General features: G+C 72.6%; 12 protein-coding genes, 1 pseudogene and 1 riboswitch. Of the genes and pseudogenes, 4 read left to right on the top strand and 9 right to left on the bottom strand.

Annotated features, from left to right (window positions below):
• Nucleotides 1-115: 115 nt before the first annotated feature.
• Nucleotides 116-505: an antibiotic biosynthesis monooxygenase family protein gene (locus tag J8M51_RS07815; protein WP_256966282.1), complete on the bottom strand. Its 390-nt coding sequence runs from the start codon at nucleotides 503-505 to the stop codon at nucleotides 116-118.
• A pseudogene (locus J8M51_RS07820) lies at nucleotides 491-850 on the bottom strand (RidA family protein); the annotation flags it as partial. The pseudogene J8M51_RS07820 and the gene J8M51_RS07815, both read right to left, overlap by 15 nt.
• A 72-nt stretch (nucleotides 851-922) precedes the next feature.
• On the opposite strand from J8M51_RS07820, the gene J8M51_RS07825 reads away from it, so the two are divergent.
• Nucleotides 923-1,894 carry a LysR family transcriptional regulator gene (locus tag J8M51_RS07825; protein WP_086763388.1) on the top strand — a complete coding sequence of 324 codons (972 nt, stop codon included), beginning with the start codon at nucleotides 923-925 and terminating at the stop codon, nucleotides 1,892-1,894.
• Here J8M51_RS07825 and nicT read toward each other — a convergent pair.
• The 7 genes from nicT to J8M51_RS07860 all read right to left on the bottom strand — a co-directional run bounded on the left by nicT (nucleotide 1,827) and on the right by J8M51_RS07860 (nucleotide 9,185).
• Nucleotides 1,827-2,960, bottom strand: a complete 1,134-nt coding sequence (gene nicT / locus J8M51_RS07830) for a Nickel transporter NicT (RefSeq protein ID WP_398855722.1) — start codon at nucleotides 2,958-2,960, stop codon at nucleotides 1,827-1,829. The genes J8M51_RS07825 and nicT overlap by 68 nt on opposite strands.
• A 144-nt stretch (nucleotides 2,961-3,104) precedes the next feature.
• On the bottom strand, nucleotides 3,105-3,758 hold the full coding sequence (locus J8M51_RS07835; protein ID WP_086763390.1) for an ABC transporter ATP-binding protein: 654 nt from the start codon (nucleotides 3,756-3,758) through the stop codon (nucleotides 3,105-3,107).
• A complete protein-coding gene (locus J8M51_RS07840) occupies nucleotides 3,751-4,698 on the bottom strand; it encodes an ABC transporter ATP-binding protein (RefSeq protein WP_216587921.1) in 948 nt (315 codons plus the stop codon). Before J8M51_RS07840 ends, J8M51_RS07835 begins: the two co-directional genes overlap by 8 nt.
• 103 nt (nucleotides 4,699-4,801) lie before the next feature.
• Nucleotides 4,802-5,707, bottom strand: coding sequence for an ABC transporter permease (locus J8M51_RS07845; RefSeq protein WP_086763953.1), 906 nt, complete (start codon nucleotides 5,705-5,707; stop codon nucleotides 4,802-4,804).
• A 14-nt stretch (nucleotides 5,708-5,721) separates the two neighbouring features.
• Nucleotides 5,722-6,690 (bottom strand): ABC transporter permease, encoded by a 969-nt coding sequence (locus J8M51_RS07850; protein WP_086763956.1) that lies wholly within the window; start codon nucleotides 6,688-6,690, stop codon nucleotides 5,722-5,724.
• Nucleotides 6,691-6,710: 20 nt separating this feature from the next.
• Nucleotides 6,711-8,297, bottom strand: a complete 1,587-nt coding sequence (locus J8M51_RS07855) for an ABC transporter substrate-binding protein (protein WP_086763951.1) — start codon at nucleotides 8,295-8,297, stop codon at nucleotides 6,711-6,713.
• Nucleotides 8,298-8,438: 141 nt separating this feature from the next.
• Nucleotides 8,439-9,185, bottom strand: coding sequence for a DUF1775 domain-containing protein (locus J8M51_RS07860; protein ID WP_216587912.1), 747 nt, complete (start codon nucleotides 9,183-9,185; stop codon nucleotides 8,439-8,441).
• Between the two features lie 219 nt (nucleotides 9,186-9,404).
• Nucleotides 9,405-9,587, top strand: a riboswitch (cobalamin riboswitch).
• A gap of 30 nt (nucleotides 9,588-9,617) precedes the next feature.
• Here J8M51_RS07860 and J8M51_RS07865 point away from each other — a divergent pair.
• From J8M51_RS07865 to cbiQ, 3 genes are read left to right on the top strand one after another with little or no spacing between them, the layout of a single operon-like run.
• Nucleotides 9,618-10,337: an energy-coupling factor ABC transporter permease gene (locus J8M51_RS07865; RefSeq protein WP_086755935.1), complete on the top strand. Its 720-nt coding sequence runs from the start codon at nucleotides 9,618-9,620 to the stop codon at nucleotides 10,335-10,337.
• Between the two features lie 11 nt (nucleotides 10,338-10,348).
• The gene (locus J8M51_RS07870; RefSeq protein ID WP_086755956.1) at nucleotides 10,349-10,732 is read left to right on the top strand and encodes an energy-coupling factor ABC transporter substrate-binding protein; all 384 of its coding nucleotides are present in this window, start codon (nucleotides 10,349-10,351) and stop codon (nucleotides 10,730-10,732) included.
• Nucleotides 10,733-10,738: 6 nt separating this feature from the next.
• Nucleotides 10,739-11,494: a cobalt ECF transporter T component CbiQ gene (cbiQ, locus tag J8M51_RS07875; RefSeq protein ID WP_086755937.1), complete on the top strand. Its 756-nt coding sequence runs from the start codon at nucleotides 10,739-10,741 to the stop codon at nucleotides 11,492-11,494.

Consider the following 11,494-nt stretch of genomic DNA (forward strand, 5'->3'; position numbering starts at 1 on the left):
CGCTGACCGCCCCAGACGGTGTCACGGATCGAGACCGATTCGTAGGCGGGAGGGCGGGGCCGGGGGCTGGGCCGACGCCAGGGCTCGGGGCCGGTTCCGGTTCCGGTGCCGGGGTCTACGGTCGGGTGAAGTCGTGGCTCCGCTCCACCTTCGCCACATGCAGCGTGTAGCACTCGTACCATTCGGCCCGCCCGCGTCGCTGCGCCGCGCGGTGCTCGGCGTCGGTGCGCCACCGGTCGAGGGCGTCGGCGTCGCGGAAGTAGCCGACGGTGATGCCCAGCCCGCCGGGGGTCTGGGCGTGGTCCGTCCCCAGGTACCCGGGGATGTCCTTCACCAGGTCCTCCATGCGCGCGTTGGTCTCGCCGAAGCCGCTCTGGTCCGGGGTCCGCACCGCGGTGAAGACGGCCGCGTAGTACGGGGGTTCGTAGGCGGGGACGGGCCGGGCGGGCTCGGCGGCGTCCCGCGGTGGCCGACGGCGCGCGTCCACCTCGATCTCGATCCTCATCCGGGGGTCGGAGAGGCCGCAGACCAGCATCGTGGCGGCCGGCCGGACCTCGCCGAAGGCGTGCCGGAGCACGGGCCGGCAGGGTTCGAAGTCGGCCCGGTCGGGCAGCAGATAGCGCACCCGCACCACGTCGGCGAGGGTGCACCCCGCCTCGGCCAGCGCCTCCTCGATGTTGCGCAGGCACTGCGCGGCCTGCTCGGCCACGTCCTCGGGGATCGTCATGGTGGAGTAGTCGAACCCGGTCGTCCCGGACACATGGACCCGGTCGCCGTCGACCACGGCACGGGCGTAGCCGATGTCCTCCTCGAACGTCGAGCCGCTGAGGATCGCGCGTCGCTCTGTCATGCGCCGAACGCTAGGTGACCAGCGGGGATACGTCTAATACTGCCCCTGGTATGGAGTGATATCACTGGGCGTATGGAACGCCGGACGGACCGCCCCGAACTACCGCTTCAGCAGGTGCACGCCTTCGTCGTGCTGGCCGAGGAACTCCACTTCGGCCGTGCCGCCGGCCGCCTGGGCATCGCCCAGCCTCCGCTGAGCCAGCAGATCCGGCGGCTGGAGGACAAGGTCGGCCACGCGCTGTTCAGCCGCGGGCCCGGAGGCATCACCCTCACCCCGGCGGGCCGGGAGCTCCTGCCCGCCGCCCGGCAGGCCCTCGGCGGCCTCGCGGACGGTCTGGCGGCGGCCCGGGACGCCGGCAGCGGCAGGGCCGGGCGGCTGCGGATCGGCTTCGCCGCCTCCCTCGCCCTGACCGTGCTGCCCGGCCTGCTGCGCGCCTTCCGCGAACGGTTTCCCGGCGTCGCCCTGGACATCCAGGAGATGACCACCACACCCCAGCTGGCCGCGCTGCGCGAGCGGACGATCGACATCGGACTGCTGCGCGAACCGCCCGCCGACGAGAGCGAGATCGAGTTCGCGACCGTGCTGACCGAGCCGTTCGTGGCCGTCCTGCCGTCCGCGCACCCGCTCGCGGCCCAACGCGTCGTCCGCGTCGAGCAGTTGGCGGACAGCCCCTTCGTGCTGCTGCCGCGCGCCGTCGGCCCGCCGCTGTACGACCGGATCACCGGTGTATGTGTCGCGGCGGGCTTCACTCCCCGGGTGACCCAGCACGCCGTGGAGTGGCAGACCGTCTGCGCCCTGGTGGGGACCGGGCTGGGTGTGTCCCTGGCCCCGGAGAGCATCCGCCGTATCCGGCTCAGGGGCGTCGCCTTCCGCGGCATCGGGCGCGGCTCCCCGCGCACCCGGGTCGCCGTCGCCTGGCGCCGGGACGACTCGAATCCCCTGGTCGAGCGGCTGCTGTCCACCCTCGAACAGGGCTTCAGCCCGTCGTCCAGCGCTCCTCGATCCGGGCGAGGCGCCACACCAGCAGGGCCACCGCCCAGGTGACGACGAACAGGCCGACGACGACATAGCCGATGACGTTGAGGTCGAGGCCTGCGACCCAGTCCCAGAACGCACCGTGCAGATGTGCCTTCTCGGCGACGAGGCCGAGCAGTTCGACCGTGCCGATGAGCAGGGCGACGGCCACCGAGAGGCCGGTGATCGTGAGGTTGTAGTAGACCTTGCGGACGGGCTTGGAGAACGCCCAGCCGTAGGCGAAGTTCATGAACGAGCCGTCGATCGTGTCCAGGAGCGACATACCGGCCGCGAACAGGACCGGCAGGCACAGGATCGCGTACCAGGGCAGCCCGGAGGCCGCGCCCGACCCGGCCAGGACCAGCAGCGCGACCTCGGTCGCCGTGTCGAAGCCGAGGCCGAAGAGCAGACCCAGCGGGAACATCTGCCACGGCTTGGTGATGGACCTCATCAGCCGTCCGAGGAGTCGGTTCATGAACCCCCGGCTGTTCAGCCGCTCCTCCAGGGCGGCCTCGTCGAAGGTGCCCGAGCGCATCTCGCGGAACACCTTCCAGATGCCCACCATGATCACCAGGTTGATGATCGCGATGACGTACAGGAAGGTCCCGGAGACGGTGGTGCCGACCCAGCCGGTGATGTCGTGCAGGGTGGAGTCGTCGTCGCGGACCGGTCCGGCGAGCGCCTTGACCCCGAGGGTGAGCAGGAAGGTGAGGGCGAAGACGATCGACGAGTGGCCGAGGGAGAACCAGAAGCCGACCGACAGCGGGCGCTGCCCCTCGCCCATCAGTTTGCGGGTGGTGTTGTCGATGGCGGCGATGTGGTCGGCGTCGAAGGCGTGCCGCATACCGAGGGTGTAGGCGGTGACACCCATGCCGATGCCGAAGGTCTTGCTGCCGACGCTGTAGTGCTCGGGCGCGACGATCACGACCAGGGTGAACCAGCCGATGACATGCAGCGCCAGGATGAAGCCGGCCATCCCGCCGAGGCTCGCCCACTCCTTGCGTGACATCGAGGCGCGGACACGACGCCAGGAGAAGCCGCTCCGTTCGGTGGGGGCCGGCGAGGCCGTGGGGACGGTGTCGGTGACTGGGGCCATGGGGCGGATGCCTTACTCGTCGTGCCGCTTGCGTGTGGATGGATGATCCGGCCCCCACAGCCTTGTGCGGGCCTTTCGTAGCTGCAAGCAGGTCGCAGTAAAGCTCGTGCCACGTTTCGGTCAGGGCCTGAGCCGGGACTTGGGTCAGGTCAGGCTCTCCCAGTGGACCGTGCGGTCGCACCAGCGCCGCAGGAGTACGCGGTCGTGGCCGACGGCCAGCAGGCCCGCGCCGGTGGCCGTCCGGTACTCCTCCACCACGGCGACCAGCGCGGCGGTCGTGGAAGCGTCGAGCATGGCGGTCATCTCGTCGCAGATCAGCCAGCGCGGACGCAGCACCAGCGCGCGGGCGAGGCAGGCCCGTTGGAGCTGGCCGTCGCTCACCTCGTGGGGGCGCCGGGTCAGCAGGTCCGGGGTGAGGCCGACCGTGGCCGCCAGTTCGGTGACCCGGTCCGGTGCCTCCGCCCGGCGGCCGGTGGCCCGCAGCGGTTCGGCGACGAGGTCGGCGAGCCGCAGCCGGGGGTCGGCCGAGAGCCTCGGCTGCTGGAAGACGACGCCGAACGCGGTGCGTCGCCCGCGCGGGGCGCGGTGTCGCCATCGCCGTACGGGTGTGCCGTCGAGGGTGAGGGTTCCGGCGTCGGGGCGGTGCAGCAGGGCCGCCACCCGGGCGAGGGTGGACTTGCCGCAGCCGCTGGGGCCGAGCAGTCCGACGGCCTCGCCGGGGGCGACGGTCAGGGAGACGTCCCGGACGACGGGGGCGCGCCGGTCGTATCCGGCGGTGATGGCGCGCAGCTCAAGCACGGATGTCCTCCGAGGCGGGCGGGGGCGCGACGGGGAGGGAGGTCGTGCCGTGCGGGTGGTGGCAGGCGAGACCGCCCCTGGTCGGCGGTGGGGTGGCGCAGCGGTCGTCGGCGCGGTCGCAGCGGGCGGCGAAGGCGCAGCCGTCCGGGAGGTCGCCCAGTTCGGGGGGCATCCCCGGGACGGGGGTGAAGGCCCGGTCGGGGAGGGCGTCGAGGAGGCCGCGGCTGTAGGGGTGACGGGGACCGGGGGTGTCGAAGAACGTGACGGCGTCGGTGAGTTCGACGACGCGGCCCGCGTACATGACGGCGACCCGGTCGGCGATGCGCGCGGCGGCGGCCAGGTCGTGGGTGATGACCAGCAGGGCGCGGCCCGTGCGGGTGTCGACGTGGCGGCGCAGTTCGTCGACCGTGCGGTCCACCAGGTCGCGGTCGAGTCCGGTGGTGGGTTCGTCGGCGAGCAGCAGGGGCGCGTCGCCGACGAGGGCGAGCGCGGTGGCGGCGCGCTGGGCGAGGCCGCCGGAGAGTTCGTGCGGATACCGGTCGAGGTGGTCGGCGGGGAACGCGGCGCGCCCGGCCGCCGCCTCTGCGGCCTCGTGTACGGCGGCACGCCCGCGTGCGCCGGTCAGGGCGGCGACCGTCTCCTCCAGCTGCGAGCGGATGGTGCGGACGGGGGTGAGATGGGCCGCCGGGCTCTGCGGGACCAGGCCGATCAGCCGGCCCCGTACCGTCCGGGCGAGCGTCCGCTCGTCGGCGCCGAGCAGTTCCAGCTCACCGAGCCGGGCCTCGCCCCTGGTCCGCGCGTTGCCCGGCAGCAACCCGAGCAGCGCGGAGGCCAGCACGGACTTGCCGCAGCCGCTCTCCCCGATCAGCACCAGGCACTCACCGGCCGCGACCTCGAAGTCCACGTCGGTCACGGCGGCGACACGGCGTCCGCCGGGCATCAGGAAGCGGACGGAGAGGCCGCGCACGGTCAGGACGGCGGGGCGCTCCGGGGCGGCGGGGGCAGCGGCCGTGACCGCCTCGGCCCCCGCTCGGATCCGGCGGTCACAGCATCAGCTCCGATCGGCGGCGGGGGCTGAGGCGTTCGCGCCAGACTCCCGCGAGGCCGGCTATGGCGAGGGTGGGGACGATGATGAAGAGGCCGGGGAAGAGGGTGGGCCACCACTGGCCCGCGAGGAGGGAGCCCCGGGCGCTCTGGACGAGGGTGCCGAGGCTGGCCGTGTGGGTGGGCAGTCCGAGGCCGAGGAAGGACAGGGCGGACTCGTGCCACATGGCGTGCGGCACCATCAGGACGGCGGCGAGCGCGGCCTGCGGCAGCACGCCGGGCAGCAGATGCCGTACGGTCACCCGCCACCGGGAGGCGCCGCCGGAGACGGCCGCGTCGATGTACGGGCGGGAGCGCAGGGACAGCACCTCGGCGCGGACGATCCGGGCGGTCGACAGCCAGTGGGTGAGCGCGACCGAGACGACGACGGGCCAGACGCCCGGCCGGAACATGGCGACGATGAAGATGCCGAGCAGCAGATGGGGCACGGACGACACCGTGTCGACCAGCCGCATGACGAGCCGGTCGGCCCGGCCGCCGAGCGCCCCGGCGGTGGCCCCGACCGCCGTGCCGATCACGGTCGCGGTCAGGGCGGCGGCGAGACCGACGAGCAGGGAGACGCGGAGGCCGTAGACGCAGCGCAGGAGCAGGTCGCGGCCGACGTCGTCGGTGCCGAACGGGTGGGCCCAGGACGGTGGTCGCAGTTTGGCGGCCAGGTCGACGGCCTGCTGGTCGAGCTGGACCAGCGGCGGTACGAGGAGGACGGCGAGGACCGTCACCGCGACCAGCGCGGCGGAGGTCCGCGACCGGAGGGTGTGCGTGGAGCGGCGGTTCGGGCCGCGAGAGCGCCACGCGGACCCGGGCGGCGACTCGGCTGCCGTGTCAGCCACGGACGTACGGAACATGGGGGATATCACCGTCACAGTTCACTGAGCTTCACTCTCGGGTCGATCAGGCCGTACAGGAGGTCCGCCAGCAGGTTCCCGGTGAGGACGGCGACGGCGGCGAGCGTGGTGAGGGCGGCGAGGAGCGGGAAGTCGACGGCGGTGGCCGCCTCCACGGTGGCCGCCGCGATACCGGGCCAGCTGAAGACGCTCTCCACGAGCAGGGCGCCGGTGATGAGTTCGGGGACGCGGGAGCCGATCAGGGTGAGGACCGGCAGCAGTCCGGAGCGCAGCGCGTGGTGCAGGAGGACCGTGCGTTCGGCGATGCCCCGGGCGCGGGCGCCCCGTACCGGGTCCTCGGCCAGCGCGTCGCCGACGCCCTGCCGTACGTACAGGGTGAACCAGGGCAGTTGGGAGACGGCGAGCACCCCGGCGGGCAGGACGAGGTGGTGCGCGACCTGCCCGGCCGTGACCTGTTCGGTGGAAGTGTCCGTCAGACCGCCCGCCGGAAGTACGCCCAGTTGGAGCGCGAACAGCCAGACGGCGAGCAGGGCGACCCAGAAGACGGGCGCGGCTTCGAGGGTGTACGCGGCGGAGGTGACGGCCCGGTCGAGCCATCCGCCGGGGCGGCGGGCGGCGAGCACGCCCAGCGTGGTGCCGAGCAGGACGGCGACGGCGAAGGCGACCGCGCACAACAGGGTCGACCAGACGAGGCGTTCGGCGATGACCTGGGCCACCGGCTGGCGCAGCACGCTGGACTCGCCGAGGTCGCCGGTGAGCGCGGACGTCAGCCAGCGCCACCAGCGCACGGCGAACGGCTCGTCCACGCCGAGGTTGGCGCGCAGCCGGTCCAGGGTCTCCTGGTCGGCGCCGAGGGCGGCGGTGCCCGCGTACGCCTTGACGGGGTCGAAGGGGGAGGCGGCGGCGATCGCGAACACGCCGAAGGTGACGACGAGGACGACGGGGACGGCGAACAGGGCACGCCGTCCGGTCAGTCGTGCCATCGCTCCCCAGGGGAGCCGGGTCACGTCCGTGGCCGCCAGGTCTCGATGTTCCACCAGGGGCCGGACGCGAAGCCGTGTTCGTGCGGTTCGACCTGGGTGGTCAGTCCGTCCCAGCGGTCGGCGAGGACGTAGACGTGGTCGATGTGGGTGAGGAAGGTGTAGCCGGGGTCCTTCACCAGTTCGCGCTGGAGCGTGTCGTACGCGCTCTTGCGGGCGGCGTCGTCCTGGCTTCGGCGGCCGGTGTCGAGGGCTTCGTCCACCTTCGGGTTGGCGTAGCGGCCCATGTTGTTGAAGCCGTCGCCGGCGAGGGAGGAGTGCAGCATCGTGTAGAGGCCGAAGTCGGGGTCGCCGGTGGAGCCGAAGCCGGCGAGGACGGCGGTGTCCTTCATCCTCGGCTCGATCACCTCCCAGGTGGCGCTCTCCACGGTCACGTCGATGCCGGCCTTCTTGGCGTCGGAGGCGTAGGCGAGGGCGTGGTCCTGGCGGACCTTGTCGCCGGACGGGTAGAGCAGGGTGAAGGCCGCCTTCGTGCCCGCATTGGCGCGGATGCCGTCCGGGCCGGTCCTCCAGCCCGCCTCGTCCAGGACGCGTGCGGCCTTGCCGAGGTCCTGGGGGCGTTCGATGCCCTTCGCGAACCAGGGGTCGTCGCCGGGCAGCGGTCCGTACGCCGGGCGGCCGGCGCCGTCGAGGATCTGGTCGACCATGGCCTCGCGGTCCACGGCGGCGTCGAGGGCCCGCCGGATCGCGCGGTCGCCGGTGACGTCGTTCCCGGTGGGGAGGGTGACGGTGCGATAGTCGTAGGACTTGGCGTCGTAGGTCTTCCGGTCGCCGTCCTTCGCGAAGCCGGCGGCGAGATCGGGTGGCAGGATCGCGCCGTCGAGGTCGCCGGAGCGCAGCCGGGTGGCGCGTACGTCGTCGTCCTCGACGATCGCCATGGTGAACTTCTTCACCTTCGGGGCGCCGCCCCAGTAGTCCGGGTTGGCCTTGAAGGTGAGCTTCTCGCCCCTGCTCCAGGTGGACAGGACGTACGGGCCGGTGCCGATCGGCTCGGTGTTGAAGGAGCCGGTGTTGGGGTCCTGCTTCCCCGCGATGTGTGCGGGGACGATCGGCAGGACCGTGCGGCCGGCGAAGGGCGCGTAGGGGTAGTCGAGGGTGAAGACGACCTTGTCGTCGCCGTCCGCCCGGACCTCCTTGACGGCGTCGAGTTCGCTGCGGGCGGTGTTGTTGGTCTTCGCGTCCAGCACGGTCCGGTAGGTGAAGACCACGTCGGCGGAGGTCAGGGGTTCGCCGTCGCTGAACTTGACGTTCTCGCGGAGGGTGTAGGTGTACGTCCGGCCGCCGTCGGCCACTTGGGGCAGCGCCTTCGCCAGGGCGGGTCTCAGTTCCAGGTCGGCGTCCCGGGCCAGCAGCCCGTCGAAGATCTTCGAGTTGCCGTCCTTGCCGTAGCCGAGGAGCGGGCTGAGGGTGTCCGGCTCGGACGCCACCCCGATCACGACGGAGTCGGCCGGGCCGCCGCCGTCGGTGCCACCGCCGGGCGCCGAGCAGGCGGTGGCGCCGAGGGCCACCGCCGCCGCGACGGCGGCACCTCGTATCGGTCGGGACGTCATGAGCCTCACACCCTTGCTGCGCCTGAAGTGCTGTTGCACATTGATTGCAGGTAAGGGCTACCCCGGCGGGTCGTACATCAGTCCAGCGATGTGACCTGCGGGTTTCGGCTCAGCCGTCGTCGGGCGTACGGCCCGGGCTCCTCAGGTGGTGGTGCCGCTCCGGCGGGACCGGTACCACCACGCGCCCCCGCCGAGCGCGAGCAGGACCACCGCGCCGATGCCGAGGGGGACCGCCAGGGAGCCGCCGTCGTCGCCGTCGGTGCTGTCCGCCGCGGCCTCCGCCGACGGCGTGGCGGCCTCGGCGCTCTTCTCGGGCGAGGGGGAGGGCGGAGCCGTCGTGGGGTCCGCCGAGGGGGTGGGGCTCACGACCTCGGCGCCGGGCGCGGCGGCCTTGAGGTCCAGGCGGGGCGCCGGGTGACCGTGGCCGTGGCCGTCGCCCTCCGCCTCCTCCTCCAGTTCGATCCAGCGGTCCACCTTGCCGTCGCTGTACGACTGGAGGGTCTTGAACACCAGCGACTTCGCGTCGGGCAACTGCCGTACGGTGACCACGTACTCGACGTCCTCGCCCACCGCGAGTTTGGTGCCGGACACCGTGTAGCCCCGGTCGGTGGGGGCGAACTTCCACCCGTCCGGGCCCTCCTTGTAGGTGAGGTCGGCGGGGACGAGGCCCTTGGGCAGGATCACCTCCACCTTGGTGATGCCGGCGGAGGCCGACTCCGACTCGGCGGAGAAGGTGAGGTCGACGTTCTGGTCGAGGGCGCGGGCGCCCTCCGCCTCGACCTCCGCGTGGGCCGCGGCCGGCCCCGCGGTGGCGACGGCGACCGCGAGCGCGGCTGCGGTGAGAACGCCGAGACGGCGCGAACTGCGTACCAAGGTCGGGCGGTGCACTGCGGACTCCCTGTGCCGACGGTGTGAAGGGTGAATTCAAGCGCAGGGCAGGACCTGTGGCCAAGGGCGACCAGGTGTGCGATCGGTTCCGGCCAACCGCCGCCACCGGGGACGCGCTCGTGCGCGGGGTGGGGACGGTGGGGCGTGCGCCGTGGTGTGAGCTGTTCCACGGCGCCCGCGCGCCCCTCGTCTCCGCTTGTCAGCGTCCTTATCTGGGCACTACTGTCACCACGCCTTGGTGAACGGGAAATCCGGTGTCATGCCGGTGCGGCCCTCGCCACTGTGATCGGGAAGTCCGGCTCTGGTCCTCACGGACAGCCACTGGGTCCTCGGACCCGGGAAGGCGGAGCACGGACGGTGGTACCCGTAAGCCAGGAGACCGGCCAAGGCGCGTCAACCATCCACGAGGTGCTGGAGAGGGTCTGCTGAGCCATGCACATAGCCGAGGGTTTCCTTCCTCCGGCGCACGCGATCGCCTGGGGCGTCGCGTCCGCGCCATTCGTCGTCCACGGAGTCCGGGCACTCACCCGTGAGGTCAAGGAGCACCCCGAGAGCACCCTGCTGCTCGGTGCCTCCGGTGCCTTCACCTTCGTCCTGTCCGCACTGAAGCTGCCTTCGGTCACCGGGAGTTGTTCCCACCCCACCGGCACCGGACTCGGCGCCATCCTGTTCCGGCCACCGATCATGGCGGTCCTGGGCACCATCACCCTGCTCTTCCAGGCACTGCTGCTCGCGCACGGCGGGCTGACCACGCTCGGCGCCAACGTCTTCTCGATGGCGATCGCCGGCCCCTGGGCGGGGTACGGCATCTACCGGCTGCTGCGGCGGTTCGACGTGCCGCTGATGGTCACCGTGTTCTTCGGCGCGTTCGTCGCCGACCTGGTCACCTACTGCGTCACCAGCGTGCAGCTGGCGCTCGCGTTCCCCGACCCGAGCAGCGGTTTCCTGGGCGCGCTCGGCAAGTTCGGCTCCATCTTCGCCGTCACCCAGATCCCGCTGGCGATCAGCGAGGGCCTGCTCACGGTGCTGGTGATGCGGCTGCTGGTGCAGTCGAGCAAGGGCGAACTGACCCGGCTCGGCGTGCTCCTGACCGGCAAGCGCGACCGCACCGAGACCGCGACCGAGACCGAGACCGGGGCGGTGGCCCGATGAACAAGAAGACGATGAGCAAGAACACGAAGATCAACGCCCTGCTGCTGCTCGTCGTGGCCGCGCTCGCCGTCCTGCCGCTGGCCCTCGGCCTCGGCGACCACAAGGAGGAGCCCTTCGCGGGCGCCGACGCCGAGGCGGAGACCGCGATCACGGAGATCGAGCCGGACTACGAGCCGTGGTTCTCGCCGCTGTACGAGCCGCCGTCCGGTGAGATCGAGTCGGCCCTGTTCGCGCTGCAGGCCGCGCTCGGCGCGGGCGTCCTCGCGTACTACTTCGGCATCCACCGGGGCCGGCGCCAGGGCGAGGCACGGGCCCTGGCCGGGCTGGCGGGCGCCGGTGACGACAGCTCGACCAGCGGTGCCGGTGCCGGGGAGTCCCCCGCCGGGCGGGTCTGACGCCTCGTGCTGCCGATCGACGCGGCGGCGCACAGCAGTCGCTGGCGCCGCCGCCATCCCGTGGACAAGGCCGTGCTCGGGCTCGGCCTCACCGTGCTCGCGATCTCCCTGCCGCCCTGGCCGGGCGCGGCCCTGGTCCTGCTGACCGCGCTCGTGGTGCTGCTGGGCCCGGCCGGGGTGCCGGGGCGCCGGCTGTGGCGGGCCTACCGGGTGCCGCTGGGTTTCTGTGTGACCGGGGCGCTGCCGCTGCTCGTCCAGGTCGGCGGGCCCGACGGGTTCGTGACCCTGGCCGACGGCGGACCGGTCCGCGCCGGGGAACTGCTGCTGCGCACCTCGGCGGCCTCCCTCGGCGTCCTGCTGTTCGCGTTCACCACCCCCATGTCGGACCTGCTGCCGCGCCTGGTGAAGGCCGGGGTGCCCGCGCCCGTCGTGGACGTGGCACTGGTCACGTACCGGATGAGCTTCCTCCTCCTGGACTCCGTGCGCCGGATCCGGGAGGCGCAGGCGGCCCGGCTCGGGCACACCACCCGGGCGGCCACCTGGCGTTCGCTCGGCGGACTCGGCGCCACCGCGTTCGTCCGGGCCTTCGACCGGGCGGCTCGCCTGCAGACGGGACTGGCGGGGCGGGGCTACGACGGCACCCTGCGCGTCCTGGTCCCCGAGGCACGGATCTCCGCCCGCTTCACCACGGCGAGCGTGGCCCTGCTCGGGGCCGTGGCCGCTCTCACCCTCGTACTGGATTCGTCCTGGAAAGGCCGCTGA

Origin of the sequence: Streptomyces griseiscabiei (assembly GCF_020010925.1) — a bacterium.
Classification (GTDB): Bacteria; Actinomycetota; Actinomycetes; order Streptomycetales; family Streptomycetaceae; genus Streptomyces; species Streptomyces griseiscabiei.